Consider the following 16,757-nt stretch of genomic DNA (forward strand, 5'->3'; position numbering starts at 1 on the left):
AACCACCGGACCAGGAGCCGATGGTTTTTCGTTATACTCTCTTCCCTATAGCCAAACCTCGCTAACACTGCATAATTCAATTCAAAATGAGGTATTGCATATTTTAACTATTGAACCTGCCACAATGCAGGAACATTGGAAGGTTCCCACCCAGGCAAGGAAGTGTGGGACTGCAAACATTTATACGTCTTGCCGCTATACGTGACCAGTTGTCCTACAGTATAGGCTGTATTCGCCTGCCAGGCGGAAACGCCCGGGTTCGTCGTTCCTGCTGCCGTTTTCACAGTCAACGCATTGCTCGCAACAGAACTATTCCCCGCCGCATCCTTTGCTTTTACCGTAAATGTATACGAGGTATCCGCAGCGAGCCCACTGATCGTTGCTGTCGTTCCGGTGACAGATGTCGCCAAAGCCGTTCCATTGTACACATCATAACCCGTTACACCCACGTTATCCGTAGATGCCGCCCAGCTCAGCGTTATGCTGGATGCCGTTTGCGCTGTCGATGCCAGGTTCATCGGTGCAGTTGGCGCTTGTGTATCACCTCCAGGCTGAGTCGTGGTGCTTACAGTTACAGCATTACTGGCTGCAGACAGATTACCTGCCGCATCTTTTGCTTTGATCGTAAAGGTATAGGAAGTACCCGCGGACAGACCGCTGATTGTTGCGGTCGTTCCGTTGACGGAGGCAGCAAGATTGGCACCATTGTAGACGTTATACCCGGTAACCCCGACATTATCCGTTGAAGCATTCCAAGCGAGCGTCACCGAGTTGACCGTCACACCTGTCGAGCGGGCATTTCCCGGTACGCTTGGCGCCGTCGTATCTGCTGGAGGTACTGTACCTCCGGTAGGCAGATCGGCTTTTAGTTTATTTTGGAGTGTTTTGTTGCGGTCACCGCTAAGCTCCCAGAACATCGCACCGCCGAGCCCCTTGCTCTTGATATAAGCGGTTTTATATCCAATCGACTCCGCATCATCATAGCTAATAAAACGCTTGTTGGATGCATTATAGAGATATGGCACTTTGGCCGTATCATTCCAGTAACGCGTGTACCCGTTTTTGTTAATGTAGTTGGTCTCCAGATCATAGAAGTCAAAGGAACCTGCTTCCCATGTTCCAACGGAGGAACCTCCCGTACAGGTCTGATACTGGCCATTGCCCGCCTGTGCGCATCCATCCCAGCCGCGGCCATAGAATGGAACACCAAGCACAAGTTTGGCGGCCGGCACGCCAGCATTCAAATGTCCTTGTGCTCCGGCAGCCACATTAAATGTATTGGCATCCGGCACCCCGGCAGTCGAAGCCGCAGGGTCATAGTTCAACGGCGCGTTATGCGCGCTGACTTTTTGCCAGGCCCCGTTAAAGTCGTATGTCATAATATTAATCCAGTCGACGATGGCCGCTATATTGGCAAGCTCTGTATTCGCAGCATAGGTCGTCGACGCACCGCTTGCAATCGTAAGCAGATACTTCTTGCCGTCCACAGCTCCCGCAGCATCCAGCTTCTCACGGATTTTGCTCAGAAGCAGCGTGTAATTTTGCTTATCCTCAGGACGTTTGCTGTTACCATCAAGCCCGCCTGATACCGGATACTCCCAGTCCAGATCCACCCCGTCAAAGTTGTATTTTCGCAGGAAATCCACGGCAGAGTTCGCAAATACTTCTCGCGTTGCAGCAGTCGCAGCTACATCAGAGAAGCGGTTGGACCACGTCCATCCTCCCACAGAGATGATTGTCTTCAGATTAGGATTGATTTGTTTCAGCTTGTTCAGCTGATTGATATTGCCTGCAATGGGTTGATCCCATGTATCCCCTGCAAATGTCTTCCCTGTATCGATCCAAGGATCGCCAAGTACAATTGTTCCGTTGGGCACATTAATTGTCTGACTTTTTTCATTCTGACAAGTCCAAGTCACAGGATTTGGGCCCGAAGGGTCCGGATTCCCATGAACACCGTTCCAGCAAATATCGGCAAACGCATAGTTGATATGCGTGACCTTGGTTGGGTCGATATCTGTTACATTATAGTTTCTCCCGTACGCAGCCCAGGACGGATAGTAACCAACAATTTTATAAGAATCTGCTGCCGCCGCCGTAGCGGGTTGGAGCACAAAAGAAGGAACAATGATGGATAAGAGCAGGGATAGACCCAGGAGAAACTTTGCGGTTTTCTTGAAAGCAGTGTGTTTATTGAAAGGTATCATCTAATACACAACCTCCTTTGTCGTTTGCGTACTCAGCCCGTTCAGGAACGGACGATGTGCGCTCGAAAACTGATTATTCGTATATGCGTCCCAGTTGATTGACCAGGTCATAATCCCTTTTATCCCCGCATAGCCCGCAGGCTGGCGCAAAGTATAGGAACCGCCGTACGACACACCTTTGATCAGATAATTCAGCGCCTTCTGCAGATCGGCTGGCGTGGTATACCCACCTCCGGCAGCCTGTTGGGAAGCCGGTACGCCGATGGCAATCTGATCCGGTCGCAAGGCACTAAAGTAAGGACCGGAGCTGCCGCCTACATGAAAGCCCTGAAGCAGCATCTCAGCCATAGCCACATGGAAATCAGCTGTTCCCTGGGCGTAAGAGCGCCCATCCAGACCCACCATGGAGCCCGTGTTATAGTGCTGTACATGAAGCAGGGTCAGGTCATTACGCAAAGCATGGATGACTGGCAGGTATGCTCCCCAAGGACCACCGTAGCTTAGATATCCCCCCTGTACATAGGCCGTCTCCGGCGCAGCCGTCAGGATGAAATTGGCGCCGAAGTGTGACTTAACCGCTTTCACACCTTGGATGAAGTTAACAATTTTCGGTGTAGTTGGACTACGGAAATCGGTATCCCCTGCATTCAGAGACAGGGAGCTTCCTTCCAGGTCGATGTCGAGACCATTGAAACCATAGGTGGAAATGATTGATTTTAACGAATCTTCGAATTGCTGTCTCTTGGTTGCGTCGGTAAGTTCAATGGTACCGTTGGCTCCGCCCATGGAAAGCAGTACTTTTTTCCCTTGGCTTTGCAGGTAGGCAATATCGGATTTGAATTCGGCTACCGTCGCATTGTATGGAGTAAAAGCAAGTGTTCCGCTGCCATGTGAAATCGGTTCGGCAAAGGAGACATTAATGACGTCATAGGCTGTTGATACATTACGAAGTCTGATATTCGTTGAACCATTATCGAAGTTGTGCCAGTAGCCGATCAGCCATTTGCTGCCGGTTGGCCCAGGATTAGAAGAACCGTTGGAAGTTGTTACACTGAGGGAGGTGCTCGCAGCGGATATATTGCCTGCGGCATCTTTGGCTTTTACCGTAAATGCATAGGTCGTGCTGGCCGTCAGTCCTGTGACTACAACCGTTGTAGTTGAAGTACTTGTCACAAGAACGCCGTTCCGGTACACCTCATATGCCACTACGCCCACATTGTCCGTGGATGCATTCCAGGCAAGGCTAACGGAGGTGTTCGTTATGGCGGATGAAGTCAGACCCGCAGGAACAGAAGGTGGCGCCGTATCTGGCGTTGGCGTTTCGCCTCCCGAACCTTCCCCGACGTATTTCCACAACGCGGGTACAACAGAGGGCTCCCATCCGGTCAATGCCGTATGGGCCTGAATACACTCATAATCTTTATTTTGATAAGTGACGAGGTCTCCTTTCTTGTATGCGGTGCCTGCCTGCCACTGGGCGGCGGCATCGGCTCTCGGTACAAACCACAAAAGAAGTAGAAGAAATGCCAAAGCAAATGTAATAACCGGGCGGAATCGAATAGCTTGATTCAAGCAAAATCCCTCCTGTATTAAGGATACGTTCACCTTGCAAACAAGGCATCAGTCGCTCACCTGTATCTGATCTTTGATCGATTAGAGCCAGCCTCATTCAGCCATCTGATGTTGGTGTCGCTTCACTCCCTTCCCTTATCAAAATGGACCTTCCCTCTCGTTTTCTCTTTCAGCAGACATCACCAAATTTTACAGGGAATTTACAGATCCTCACCCTGTATTTAATCAGTAAAATGCCTGGGAGATAAGGGATAAAATAGTTCTATTGGGGGCGAAAAATGTAATATGGCACGCCGAAAAGGCTTTCTTTCAAGTCCTAGGAGACTTGAAAGAAAGCCTTTGTTGTATATTGTGTAGAGAGGATAGGGCAAATCTTACCGCTGCTGTTCCCCTCTCCCTTCGAAAGGCTGCCATCCATCCACGCCGGATAGAATCAGAGGTAGAGCGTATTCCGCCGCTTCCTGTTCGGTCAGTATTTTGGCCCAAGTCACACGATCGGCAGCATGTGCGGCACCAGGCCCAGCACTGTTATACTCCGCATACTGGACGGTCTGCTCTGCATCAGTCTTGTTCCAGTTATGCCAGCCCTCCCGCTTCACATGAGCGCCGATCCAGCAGTTGAGGAAACAGACTTTGGCATGATGACGCCACGGTCTGCCCAGATACACCGACTGCGGCGGAGCATTGCTGGTCAGATCACAGTCCAGAAATACATAGCCGTAACGTACATCCTCCGGCGTAGATGCTGCGGTAATCCAGCCGTTCACTTGTCCATCCGCAGCCTCCGCTTCGGTCAGGCGATTCTTCGTAAAAATCTCGCAGCCCTTAAATACCACCGTAGCCGAGCCAAAAATAAAATCGATATCGCCTTCAATGTAACAGTCTTCGAAATACTGTCGCAGTTTGCGCCGCTCGGCACCATCGCGTGGCCCGCCAAAGTAACTGCGGTCCATAGGCTGCTCTGGTAGCGGGCCAGTGAAAATCGTATCCTGGTGACCGATCAGACGACAGCGGCGAAAGACCGCCCGGTCTCCATCTACGTAAACGGCCAGCGCCTGACCAACCTCCTTGCCCGGCCCGGCAGCATTTACGAATGAAATCCCCTCTGCCGTGAAATTATCGGCACCGATAAAAGCGGTATAGGAATGAAACGTATGATATGGCGACCCGTCCGGGAACTTCTTGAGTGCATGATCATCATACGTAATGATCGTCTGCTCCGCCCCGTCACCAATCAGATGGATGCCCGGCTTCTCCATATGCAGCTTCTCATAATAGACGCCAGCTTTCACTCGAATCGGGACGTTTCCGATGCCATTCTCCGGCAGCGCATCAACTGCAGCCTGAATCGTCACATAATCCCCCGTCCCGTCTGAAGCAACAGTCAGACAGGAAGACGATGGTTCCAATGCTGCATTCGGCAATCTCTGCTGTGTCATGGCAATCGCTCCATTTCCAGCGCTGCCAGCAGGAGCGGTGCCACCCCCATAAAGGAATCGCTTACAACCGCTTCGCTCACATAGTAGCTGTACGAGCCATCCCGGTCCAGACTTAGTCCTGCGCCATGACAGATCCCGTTTAACCGAACGCCATCAGCCGTCTCCTCCACCAATCTGGAGGAAAGCCCCTGCCATCCTTTCTCCGCCGCTGCTCTGAAATGCGGCTCCAGATACTTTAGCCGCACACCCTTCGCAAGCGCATATACAAACATGCTTGACCCGGATGCTTCCAGATAGTTGCCTTTGCGGAAGCCCTGATCCAGCACCTGGAACCATAACCCGCTCTCCTGCTCCTGCACGCGCACCAAAGCATGGCACATCCGTTCGAAGATACCGATGATGGTTCCGCGCTTTGCATGATTCACGGGGAAATGCTCCACGCTGTCTACAATGGCCATGGCATACCAGCCCATCGCCCGGCTCCAGAAGTGTGGCGAGCAACCTGTCGATGAATCGGCCCAGACCTGCTCCTTCGATTCATCCCAGCCATGATAGAGCAGCCCGCTCCGCGGCTCACGGGTCTGGCGTTCGATCAGCAGAATCTGGTGTGCCACTTCATCCCATAACTCGGGGTGATCAAATGTCTTCGCATACTCGGATAGAAAAGGTGACGACATATACAAGCCGTCCAGCCACATCTGGAATGGATAGATTTTTTTGTGCCAGAATCCGCCCTCCGACGTTCGAGGTTGCCCTGCGAGCTGTGCAGCCAGGAGATGCGCCGCTTCTGCGTAACGCTGATCTTCAGCACCCTCAAGCAATGCAAACAGGTTTTTCCCCTGATTAATCTGATCCAGATTATATTCTTCCAAAGTATACGTGCCAATAGAGCCGTCGGGCTGGATATACAGGTCCATATGTTTTTTCATAAAATCAACATACTCTTGCTTGCCATAATAACGCCCGGTTCGTGCCATCGCCATCAATGTCATGCCTTCCACGTATGCCCATCGTCCCGAAGGGAACGCATGATAACCGTCCCCGTCACATTGCTGGATGATCGTTGCTGCAATTCGCTCAGACCAGGATAACTGCGTCTGTACCTGCATAAGCAATTCCTCCTTAAATGTTGTAACCACCTAATACATGTATGACTAACGGATAACCGCTTCACTCTTGCTTATTGTCGGCACATTGCCGTTGAATTGCGAAGGTTCAGCTTGGGCTGAACGACTACCGGAACATCGACCTGTTCATCACGAATCAACGATACAATCAGCTCCGCTGCCTGCACGGCCAGTTCATCCAGAGACGGGCCAATTGTCGTCAAGGCTACTTCGGCATACTGCATATCCGGCAGATCATCATACCCGATTAAAGAGATATCGCGGGGAACGTTGAACCCTGCTTCAAGCAAAGCCCGGAGCGCACCTCGGGTGACCAAGTTGTTCAGTCCAATAAAAGCTGTCGGCGACTCCGGCCCAAACGCATGATTACGTATGGCAAAATACCCGTCTTCCCAGGAGGAATACGCTGGCAGCACATGATCTTCGTTAAAAGCCAGACCTGTGCGCTGCAACGCTTCCCGGTAACCCTCCAACTTGACATGCTGGGAGTTGCCGATGAATCCGATTCGGCTGTGGCCCAGCGATTTTAGATGCTCCACTGCTTTGAACAGCCCTTCTTTGCGATCAATCTTGATGTAAGGAGAGTTCGGCGCTTCATCTGTACCCAGCACAAAACATGGCATGTTAAGTGTCGAGAACTTTTTCCAAAATACATCCCGATTATCCAGTGCATAGTCCCACAGAATACATCCATCCACACGCAGCTGGCTGAAGACATCCACGCCATCATCGGCCACCACCAGGATCATCTGATATCCCCGCTTCTTCAGCTCGGTGTGCAGACGGCCGGAGATGTTCGAGAATAACGGATTGCTCAGCTCATCCAGCACAAAGCCGATGATGTTGCTCCTGCCGGTGGAGAGCTGCCGGGCCAGCATATTTTTCCGATATTGATGTTTCTCTGCGACCGCAAGCACCTTCTGCTTCGTTGCCGGTTTGATTCGGGGATCATCATTCAGCGCCTTCGATACCGTGCTATAGCTCACCCCCGCCAGTTTGGCAATGTCTTTAATGGTTATCAAAATCAATCAACACCTCTCATACGCCTGAAACCCTATTTCCTATTTCTGTGCAGCCTTATAACGATCATATTGTGCCTGTCTGCCCGCAATAACCTGCTCTATATTCATCTTCTTCAACGTCTCAATATAACTGTCAAACTGGTCCAGACTCGCATCACCGCTAATAAACTTGAAGTTCATCTCTTCCACATATGTGGTGATGTCAGGCATCGCCATGCTCTCCACGCTCGCTTCATCCGGCAGGGCATAGACAAACGGGAACGGTTCGCGGACATACGGCTCCAGTTCCTTATCCATCTTTGCATGCCAAGGGGCTACGACGGAATCGGCAGAATCGGTGGATTGAATGTTCGGCAGATTCACTGGACCGATGCCGAGCTTCTGAATGTATTCATTGTCCTTGCCTTTGTCCGTAAATGTCTTCACGCCATTCTCTTCCGTATACGTGTCATCCTTGATGCCCCAAGTATAATACGTCTGTGCCTCTTCACTTACCGCATAATCCAGGAAGCGGAAAGCCAGCTCCGGATTTTTGCTGTCCCGCGTGATACCGAAGATGCCGCTAACCGGGGTACGACCGATGTAGAACTGATCGCCATGTGGTCCTTTCAGTGGCAGAATGCCTTTGATGATCGGCTCTTCCGGATTGTAATCCTTGAACAGCGGGCTGTAGACCATCGACATGTACCAGCTAAAATTAAACGTTGCGCCGGTGACATCCTGAGAGATGCGCGATGTGACCTGATCACTCGTAGTACTCGCATAATCCACGCCAAGCAGACCTTCCTTATACAGTCCGTTCAGATAGGTCAGGTATTCCTTGTACGCTGGTTCATAATAGCTGAAATGCACCTTGCCCTGATCGTCAGCATAAAACTGATTGGACAGATCCAGTCCAAATGCCGGACCAAAGGCCATGGACACAAATTTGGCTTCCATAGAGAGCGGAATCTCATCCGCCTGCCCATTGCCGTTCGGATCTTCTGTCTTGAACTTGCGCAGCATCGCCGTGAATTCATCCAGCGTCGTTGGCTCGCTTAATCCCAGCTTATCCAGCCAGCGCACATTAACCATAAATACCGGCATGTAGTTGCGGGTGAGCGTCTGCTGCGGGACATAATACATTTTACCATCTGGCGTCGTTAAACTGGCTTTGACCGAAGGCGACTTTTCATATATTTTTTTGAGATTTACGCCGTACTTCTCTACGAGATCATTAATCGGAATGAACAAACCGCTGTTGATGTACTTCATGAGCTGATCCTGATCCGGCAGATACACGATATCGGGCAAGCCGGTACCGGCAGCCAACCTCGGATTTACGGCATCTGCATAGTTCTGCGGTGGAATCAGATCCCAGTCCACTGTAACGCCGGCATTGCTCTCAATTTTCTTCACAATGGCGGCGGTAGACAGATCCACATTGGTCGTCCAGGCATTGGTTCCGAGAACAGACAACTTGGCATCCGGCTGATCCGTTACCGGTCCTGCACCGGTGTAATTAAATGCAGGTTCCGAACTGGTTGGAGTACTTCCCGCATCAGTTCCCGCCCCTGTTCCGCCGCTACATCCTGCCAGGCTGATTGCCAGTATCGCTGCCATTACGCTTTTTCTTCCTGCCCCTTTAAATCTCATCCATCATTCCTCCTTGGTATGAACCCTTTTGAACTCCCTTGAATGACATGACACTAAGCAATACAAGCTATCCTTTCACGGCTCCGAGGGTAATTCCCTTAACGAAGTACCGTTGGATAAACGGGTAGATCGTAACAATAGGCAGAATGCTGACCACAATGGATACATAACGAACCTGAAGGGTCGAGACCGCCAGCGCACCGGATGTCATCGTGCCGCCCATCTTCTGCATCACTTCCGGTGATGCCATGATCAGCACCCTTCGCAGGAACATCTGCAAGGGCTGCATATCCTGTTTGCCCAGATATAATAGGGCCGAGAAAAAGTTGTTCCAGTGGAATACCGCATAGTAGAGCGTGAGAACAGCCAGCGTCGGCTTGATGATGGGAACCGCCAGACGATACAGCATCGTCATCTCGTTGGCCCCATCTATACTGGCACTTTCGAAAATCTCATTTGGAATGCCTTCAAAGGCCGAACGGCAGATCATGACGTTAAACGTAATGACCAGCACGGGCAGCACCATGACCCAGCGGGTATTGTACAGCCCAAGCGAGGTAATCAGCATGTAGACCGGAATGAGCCCACCTGAGAAATACATGGTGAAAGCGATGAAAAAGTTCAGCTTGCGACGCAAGAAAAACTGCTGTCTGGATAATGGAAACGCGGCAAGACATGTGGCCACAATGTTCAACAGTGTGCCTACCACGGTGTACCAGAGGGTGTTGTAGAACGATACCCATAACTCCTTGTATTGCAGTACCATTTGGTAACCTGACAGGGTAAAGCCAACGGGCCACAATACGACTTTTTGTTTGTCGATGGCATCCACCGAGCTGAATGAAATGCTGATGACGTACAGAAAGGGATATAACGTGACAACCACCGCCAGTATGGTCAGCAGGTAGACACCTCCGTAGAACAAACGGTCACTTCTCGATTTTTGCATACAGGTCTCCTTTGGTCCGGGTTATAGTCTTACCAGAGTGACATCTTGGTCAGGCGGCGGGTCATGGAATTGGCAGCAAACACAAGCACAAAGGTAATAATGGAGTTAAACAGGCCGACCGCTGTGGCAAAGCCGTAGTTCTGGCCCTCGATCCCCATCCGGTATACATAGGTGGACAGGACATCCGCCGTTTCGTAGGTGGCTCCGTTGTAGAGCAGATATACTTTCTCGAAGCCTACGCTCATAATGCCGCCAAGCGACAGAAGCAGAAGAATGACAATGGTTGGTTTGATACTGGGAAGGGTCAGGTGCCATAGCTCCTGGAATTTGTTGACGCCGTCGATTTTGCCGGAATCATACATCTCGGGGTCGATCCCCATAATGGCTGCAATGTAGATGATGGAGCTGAAGCCAAAGCTCTGCCAAATGTCGGAACTTGTGAAGATGGTGCGGAACCAGCTGGCATCCATCATGAAGTTCACTTTTTCCAAACCAAGACTCGCAATGAGGGTGTTCACAATACCGTCTGTTGGTGACAGGAAGTTAATAATCATGCCGGCTACAACAACAGTGGAGATGAAGTGAGGAAGGTAGGTAACCGTCTGGGCAAATCGTTTGAAAGTTCGGTTCTTGATCTCCACAATGCAGACCGCGAACAGAATGGGGATCGAGAAGCCAAACAGGAGTGGCAGAAATGCAAGCAAGAACGTGTTGCGCAGCAGTCGCCAGAAGTAAATGGAATTCACGAACTGTTCGAACCAGCGCAGTCCCACCCATTCCCCGCTGAGCATGCCCTGACCCGGCAGGAAATTACGAAATGCCAACAACACGCCAGGCATCGGAAGGTACATGAAGATGAGGTAATACAGGAAGATAGGTGAAAACATCAGCAGTAAATACTTATCTCGTCTGATCAGGCTGAACAGCGTAGACATGCGTTTTTTCAACGTGAAACACTCCCCTTCGCCACATAATTACAACGTTTGAATTTTTGAATAAAAGTGAACTGCCATTTCACTGACGTATTTGTTATTCATCCCATCCACTTTTGGTAACAACCTATAATATTCTGCGTAAAAAGAGATTCTTGATCGAAATAGTCCTCCTTACATTGTAGTTCTTTCTTTTGAATCAATTGTTAAAACCATAATTACAACGTTGTAATTTTAAATTAAATGTATACGCTTACATAAACTTTTTCCCATCTTAGCAAAGTCTCCATTGTTTGGCAACAACAAAAATCAGTGACATGCTGCAACGCACTAAATACAGCCTCGCATACGCGAGACTGTATTGATAATCTACACTTGATTCCGATACTCCATCGGTGTCATAACATATACTCGCTGAAACGCTCTGTAAAACTGACTGACGCTGGAAAATCCCAGTTCATAACTGATGGTGGTTACCGAATCCGTCGTAAGGCGGAGCCTTCTGGACGCTTCTTCTACACGCAAATTTAATAAATATTGATACGGTGTCTTTCCCGTAAGAGTCTTGAAAGAGCGCATGAAATGATATCGGCTCTGATGCGCGACCATCGCCATCGAATCAATATCCATTGGACCCGTATAGGCACTGTGAATGTAATCCAGCACGCGGCGGAGATGAGGGTCCATACATGGACCATTATCTGCAACCGTTTTTCCATTTTCCTGCCCCATCAACATGCGTCTTAGATACATCTCGACCGCCATTTCTGTTTCCTGTACTTGGAGCGAATCCGGCATGTCATCTAACAAAATGGAGTTCCAGCCTCGGAACAGACTGCTGATCTCCGTTGGATCAAAAGTATGGGTGGGTCGAAACTCAGCTTGTCCGCTACTAATCTCCGCACCTTCTAAACTACCTAAAGGCGGCTTACGGAACTTGATCACGATGACAGCCGAATCCGACCCTATCTCAAAATAATGCTCAGTCTGAGGATGAGCAATAATCCCCTTGCCTGCGTTCAGAGGGTATGCGTGCCGTTCCTGTACCAGATGACATTGGCCTCTGACCGGCAACGTTAGCTGATACCAGTCATCATGCACATGAGGTTCATTCGCGAACCCTCCGGTAGCTTTCCATAATTCCAACCCATTTAACGTCATGTTTAATTCCATCGTTTCCTCACCTGCTGACATTATAGCAAATCGTGCTCACTTTCCAAGCACTTTTCACAAAGACAATGCCTGACCGTATCTTTTATCATAGAAAAAAATAATTCGAGGTGATCTCCCATGGCTCAGGCCACTTTAAGCAAAATGCAAATCAACTCTTCCGCCAATTGGGCACTCGCCGGAGTCAGCTTCGCCCATTTGCTGAATGATGCGATGCAGACCGTGGTTCCATCTGCTTTTCCGCTGTTTCAGCAAACCATGCAGCTCAGTTTCGCCCAGATGGGTTGGATTGCCTTCACCCTGAATATTACTGCATCCGTCCTTCAGCCCCTGGTCGGTTATATGTCAGATCGCAAACCCATGCCGATTCTGCTTCCCGGAGGCATGTTATTCTCACTGATCGGTGTGCTCGGCTTAGCCTTGTCTTCCGAGTTATGGATGCTGCTTGTTTCTGCAGCATTGATTGGCATAGGCTCATCCATCCTCCACCCTGAGTCCTCACGTGTGGCTCATATGGCGGCCAGCCGTGGACGCGGAATGGCGCAGTCAATCTTCCAGGTGGGAGGCAACACGGGACAGGCTATTGCTCCATTACTGGTCGCTTTCATCCTGCTGCCACATGGGCAGCGTAGTTTTCTGTGGCTGATGGGCTTTGCCCTGATCGGTATCTTGATTCAGTCTGTTGTCAGTCGCTGGTACAGAGACAAGCTTGCCGAGACTCGCATTCGTCAGCAACAGCCTCTAAAATCAAGCGGCGCAGAGCCAGTAGCTCGACCTGTAAGCCGCGGATTCATCGCTTTTACAATGGGCATTCTTATCCTGCTGCTGTTTTCCAAATTCGTATATATTGCTGGCATGACCGGATATTATGCCTTCTATTACGCGGATGCATATGACTTGCCGCTCTCCCAGGCACAGATCTGTCTGTTTATTCTGCAATTCGCAGGCATGGTCGGAACCTTGCTCGGCGGCCCCCTCGCTGATCGCTATGGACGCAAACCGATGATCTGGTTCTCCATTGCAGGCACTGCACCGTTCTCCCTGTTGCTGCCTTATGCAGGACCCGTCTTGTCCATGCTGTTGTGCGGAATGATTGGACTAATCCTGATGTCCGGCTTCAGCGTCATCATTGTCTATGCACAGGAGCTGCTTCCTCGTCATATTGGAACGGTATCCGGGTTATTTTTTGGCTTGTCATTCGGAATGGCTGGACTTGGCTCGGTGGTGCTGGGTTCCTTAATTGATGTGACCAGCGTTGCATTTGTTATCAAGTTATGTTCGTTTTTGCCACTGCTTGGTGTGTGTGCCGTATTACTGCGCAAGGACCAACCAAGAACAGCGGGATAACCGTTGAAACCTCACTGATGTTGTGACTACAATACACCTAGGACAAACGAGGATAACAGAAGGAGGGATTAACACATGATTATTGATGTACAGCATGTCACTTGGAAAAGGGGACCTCTTACCCTGCTGAACGATGTAAGCTGGCAGGTTAATGACGGAGAACACTGGGCGTTGCTTGGCCTGAATGGCTCGGGCAAAACAACACTCCTGAACATGATCACCGGGTATCTCTGGCCGACGGAAGGCAGGATATCCGTGCTGGGCCATGAATATGGCGATGTAGATCTGAGACAGCTCCGCAAATCCATCGGCTGGGTCAGTTCATCTCTGCAAGAGAAATTGTACGGCACGGATCGCACACAATATGTCGTAATCAGCGGCAAACATGCCACCATTGGCTTGTATGACAAGCTATCGGATGATGATCTGGAACAGGCACAGGAATTGATGCGAACGCTGGGCTGTCAGCACCTGTGGGATCGTGAATATCGCACCTGTTCTCAAGGTGAGAAACAGAAACTCCTTATTGCCCGAGCACTCATGGCCAATCCGCGCGTACTCATTCTGGACGAGCCTTGCAATGGACTGGATCTGTTCTCAAGAGAGCGACTGCTGGATAGCATCCGTGAATTATCACAGCGTCCAGACACCCCTTCACTCATCTATGTCACCCATCATACCGAGGAAATATTGCCCGTGTTCGGTCACAGTCTCCTGCTTCGTAGGGGTGAAATCGTGAATAGCGGACTAACGAGCGATCTGATGAACACCGAAGTGCTGAGCAACTTCTTCGAGGCCCCTGTGGAAGTTGATCGGCACGGGGAACGTGTCTATGTCAGAGCTGCGGCGGATTCATAATTACGTGGTTATACACAGCACACGCAGCATAGGTGCAGAAACTTAACAGTAAAAGCCCAATATCTTATCCACATGTGGATAGATTTTGGGCTTTTCAATGCTATATCTAGTGTTATCCACCGTTTTCTGTGTAGAACTTTCTACTTTTTGAGTATAACTCAGCTATTCCATCTGTTTCTTCACCGCGATCTATTTCCGGGCAGCCAGGAACAGAAACAATGGAATACGCTGCCTGCGCAGATAGGTTTCCTCGTTTATGAAATGGGCACGCTGTGGTGTTGACTCGCGCAAATGTTCTACACGGAACCCCGCCCGCTGCAATGCCATAAAATAGGATTCAATGGACCGATGCATCTTTTTCACAGAACCGCCCAGCCACTGCTGCTCACGGAATCCTTCCACAAAATACTGATCAACAACCCAATCCGTTCGTGTCCCGGAAGGTTGCAGTGTGGACGTGATCACAGGATGTTCTACGGAGAATACGAATGTCCCGTTCTCTTTCAACGTATCGTATATATTGCGGAACAGGCCCTCCACATCCTCAATATAATGGACAGCCAGTCTCGATATCACCAGATCGTACACTTCGGCCGGGTAGGTCCAATCTTCCATGAACGCTTGTTCAATCCGGGCATTCAATCCTTTTACGGATTCGTTAGCTGCCTGAATCATATTCACCGAACCCTCAATTCCCGTATACGTCGCACCTTCGCGCTCCCGACTCAGCAATTCTGCGGCGAACCTTGCATCCCCGCAACCAAGGTCCAGTATATTCTTGCCGGTTACATCTCCGATCAACTCCAGCATCACCGGCTTTTCCAATGTATCATTGGCGTTCTCCTGCCACTTGCGACGTTCCATATACTTCTCGAAATTCGCCTCATCATCGTAAAAGTCTGATCCTCTGTCATTCATTCCATGACCCTCCGTTTCGGGTAAGCATGATCCTCTTTACAGCCTGTATGAGTATACAGAATGCCAACCAATCTTTCCATAGTAAAAAAGACTGCCTTCTGAACGAATCCAGAAAACAGCCCTTCATTTATAAGTTGATGTTTCTCAGCCAAAACGCTGCGTTTTGTACCATTTGGTTTCTCTCCGGAATAGCTTATCTCCAATAAGCGAGATAAATGCTTTGACGGATATGACCAGAAATAACTGGGCATATGTGAAATAGGAGATGCAGGCCACAATAAAATTCTGCGTATTGCTTTGCCCAATATCTGCTGAGAGTGCGAGATTAATTTGTAGTACATAAATGTAGTACATTAATGCCCATGCTATTACGAGATACACGTAAACATCCCCTGAGAACTGGAAGGGAGAAATGACATTCGGATTAAATAATGCAATAACCTGATACACTAGATTCGAGACAAAAATAATATCCGATACAATAATAGCGATCATAAACCAGAAATAACTTGCAGCATAGTACAGAACATGCAGTTTAATTCTCCAGCTAGTACGGTCAAATAAATGCTTCACATTGTCGATAACAACCTGGTAATTTCCCTTGGACCAGCGCTCGCGCTGTTTCATATATACCGATAATTGCTCAGGTTCCTGCTGGTAAGCCTCTGCTTGTGGCGCTAATGCAATAAGCTGACCCCGAGTAAGAATATCAAACGACACGGCCGTATCTTCCGTGATCGCATCAGGGTCCCATCCACCAATCTCACGGATCAGTGCTGCCTTGATAATATAGTTCGTACCAGGAATCGTGCCCAGTTTGAATAACTCCCATAGCCCCGTATGGTGAACACGTTGGACCGTTACAAGTTCCAGATTAATGCAACGGGAGAGAAAATTTTGACCCCGATTACGAGCTTTGTTTCGACCAAATACAGCACCATACTTCTCCGGGTTTTCCAATGCTTTTTGTGTCAAAAACATCAATGCATTCCGCTCAGGCGCCGCATCTGCGTCATAGATACATATCCATTCTCCCCACGCCAGTTCAAGGCCATCATTCAAAGCTCCCGACTTCCCACCTGTACCGGTACGCTCCAGAATGGTAAAGTCACGATCTGCATAACTCGTCTTGGCCTTGAGTTCCTTCAGGTGCTCTGCTGTACTATCTGTACAATTATCTGCAATAACAATAACTTGAACTTTGTGCTCAGGGTAGTTCAGACGCAATATATGCTCAACGGTAGACACGATAACTACCCCTTCATTATGCGCAGGCACCATGACAGTCACAGTGGGGTAATCATCCATATTTTCAGGAATTTGAATTCCCTTTTTTTCTTGTTTGTTAATGAAACGAATAGCTCCAGCCATAATGACAATCGACTCGGTGACGGATATCCAAATACTGAGGATGGACATCAACAGCAGGAAATCAGCCATTCAATTTCCTCCGATCATATTTCCTGTTAATTTTCCCTCGAAAACGAAGAGTCGCAAAGGTTAAGATAAGAATCGTAATGGCAAAGAAACTGCTAACTACAATACATAATGGAACAAACCATGTTAAATAATTCACAGAAA

At 49.3% G+C, this 16,757-nt stretch carries 13 protein-coding genes; 2 read left to right on the plus strand and 11 right to left on the minus strand.

Annotated elements, in window-relative coordinates:
* Positions 1–107: 107 nt before the first annotated feature.
* The 9 genes from MKX40_RS29620 to MKX40_RS29660 all read right to left on the minus strand — a co-directional run bounded on the left by MKX40_RS29620 (position 108) and on the right by MKX40_RS29660 (position 12,056).
* Positions 108–2,207 (minus strand): glycosyl hydrolase family 18 protein, encoded by a 2,100-nt coding sequence (locus MKX40_RS29620; protein WP_339238685.1) that lies wholly within the window; start codon positions 2,205–2,207, stop codon positions 108–110.
* Positions 2,208–3,779 carry a glycosyl hydrolase family 18 protein gene (locus MKX40_RS29625; RefSeq protein WP_339238687.1) on the minus strand — a complete coding sequence of 524 codons (1,572 nt, stop codon included), beginning with the start codon at positions 3,777–3,779 and terminating at the stop codon, positions 2,208–2,210.
* Positions 3,780–4,153: 374 nt separating this feature from the next.
* On the minus strand, positions 4,154–5,218 hold the full coding sequence (locus MKX40_RS29630; protein ID WP_339238688.1) for a pectinesterase family protein: 1,065 nt from the start codon (positions 5,216–5,218) through the stop codon (positions 4,154–4,156).
* Positions 5,215–6,327: a glycoside hydrolase family 88 protein gene (locus tag MKX40_RS29635; protein WP_339238689.1), complete on the minus strand. Its 1,113-nt coding sequence runs from the start codon at positions 6,325–6,327 to the stop codon at positions 5,215–5,217. The genes MKX40_RS29630 and MKX40_RS29635 overlap by 4 nt, the downstream gene beginning before the upstream one ends.
* 71 nt (positions 6,328–6,398) lie before the next feature.
* Positions 6,399–7,367, minus strand: coding sequence for a LacI family DNA-binding transcriptional regulator (locus MKX40_RS29640; RefSeq protein ID WP_339238690.1), 969 nt, complete (start codon positions 7,365–7,367; stop codon positions 6,399–6,401).
* A gap of 39 nt (positions 7,368–7,406) precedes the next feature.
* Positions 7,407–9,002: an extracellular solute-binding protein gene (locus MKX40_RS29645; RefSeq protein ID WP_339238691.1), complete on the minus strand. Its 1,596-nt coding sequence runs from the start codon at positions 9,000–9,002 to the stop codon at positions 7,407–7,409.
* A gap of 67 nt (positions 9,003–9,069) precedes the next feature.
* Positions 9,070–9,951: a carbohydrate ABC transporter permease gene (locus MKX40_RS29650; protein WP_339238692.1), complete on the minus strand. Its 882-nt coding sequence runs from the start codon at positions 9,949–9,951 to the stop codon at positions 9,070–9,072.
* A 29-nt stretch (positions 9,952–9,980) separates the two neighbouring features.
* Entirely contained in the window at positions 9,981–10,898 is a 918-nt protein-coding gene (locus MKX40_RS29655) for an ABC transporter permease subunit (protein ID WP_339238694.1), read from the minus strand.
* A gap of 354 nt (positions 10,899–11,252) precedes the next feature.
* A complete protein-coding gene (locus MKX40_RS29660; RefSeq protein ID WP_339238695.1) occupies positions 11,253–12,056 on the minus strand; it encodes a helix-turn-helix domain-containing protein in 804 nt (267 codons plus the stop codon).
* Between the two features lie 117 nt (positions 12,057–12,173).
* Between MKX40_RS29660 and MKX40_RS29665 the strand changes: the two genes are divergently transcribed.
* Both MKX40_RS29665 and MKX40_RS29670 read left to right on the plus strand, forming a co-directional pair.
* On the plus strand, positions 12,174–13,400 hold the full coding sequence (locus MKX40_RS29665) for an MFS transporter (protein WP_339238696.1): 1,227 nt from the start codon (positions 12,174–12,176) through the stop codon (positions 13,398–13,400).
* Positions 13,401–13,475: 75 nt separating this feature from the next.
* A complete protein-coding gene (locus MKX40_RS29670) occupies positions 13,476–14,258 on the plus strand; it encodes an ABC transporter ATP-binding protein (RefSeq protein WP_339238697.1) in 783 nt (260 codons plus the stop codon).
* Between the two features lie 189 nt (positions 14,259–14,447).
* Here the strand turns inward: MKX40_RS29670 and MKX40_RS29675 are convergent, their stop codons facing one another.
* Both MKX40_RS29675 and MKX40_RS29680 read right to left on the minus strand, forming a co-directional pair.
* On the minus strand, positions 14,448–15,176 hold the full coding sequence (locus tag MKX40_RS29675) for a class I SAM-dependent methyltransferase (RefSeq protein ID WP_339238698.1): 729 nt from the start codon (positions 15,174–15,176) through the stop codon (positions 14,448–14,450).
* A gap of 144 nt (positions 15,177–15,320) precedes the next feature.
* On the minus strand, positions 15,321–16,616 hold the full coding sequence (locus MKX40_RS29680; RefSeq protein ID WP_339238699.1) for a glycosyltransferase: 1,296 nt from the start codon (positions 16,614–16,616) through the stop codon (positions 15,321–15,323).
* Positions 16,617–16,757 lie beyond the last annotated feature (141 nt).

It is taken from the genome of Paenibacillus sp. FSL R5-0517 (assembly GCF_037974355.1).
Classification (GTDB): domain Bacteria; phylum Bacillota; class Bacilli; order Paenibacillales; family Paenibacillaceae; genus Paenibacillus.

What these genes read in the sequence shown, in the direction of transcription:
- MKX40_RS29650 (WP_339238692.1), bottom strand. Translation starts at nt 9,951, where the DNA reads ATGCAAAAATCGAGAAGTGACCGTTTGTTCTACGGAGGTGTCTACCTG.
- MKX40_RS29635 (WP_339238689.1), bottom strand. Translation starts at nt 6,327, where the DNA reads ATGCAGGTACAGACGCAGTTATCCTGGTCTGAGCGAATTGCAGCAACG.
- MKX40_RS29670 (WP_339238697.1), top strand. Translation starts at nt 13,476, where the DNA reads ATGATTATTGATGTACAGCATGTCACTTGGAAAAGGGGACCTCTTACC.
- MKX40_RS29660 (WP_339238695.1), bottom strand. Translation starts at nt 12,056, where the DNA reads ATGGAATTAAACATGACGTTAAATGGGTTGGAATTATGGAAAGCTACC.
- MKX40_RS29680 (WP_339238699.1), bottom strand. Translation starts at nt 16,616, where the DNA reads ATGGCTGATTTCCTGCTGTTGATGTCCATCCTCAGTATTTGGATATCC.
- MKX40_RS29675 (WP_339238698.1), bottom strand. Translation starts at nt 15,176, where the DNA reads ATGAATGACAGAGGATCAGACTTTTACGATGATGAGGCGAATTTCGAG.
- MKX40_RS29620 (WP_339238685.1), bottom strand. Translation starts at nt 2,207, where the DNA reads ATGATACCTTTCAATAAACACACTGCTTTCAAGAAAACCGCAAAGTTT.
- MKX40_RS29665 (WP_339238696.1), top strand. Translation starts at nt 12,174, where the DNA reads ATGGCTCAGGCCACTTTAAGCAAAATGCAAATCAACTCTTCCGCCAAT.
- MKX40_RS29630 (WP_339238688.1), bottom strand. Translation starts at nt 5,218, where the DNA reads ATGACACAGCAGAGATTGCCGAATGCAGCATTGGAACCATCGTCTTCC.
- MKX40_RS29645 (WP_339238691.1), bottom strand. Translation starts at nt 9,002, where the DNA reads ATGAGATTTAAAGGGGCAGGAAGAAAAAGCGTAATGGCAGCGATACTG.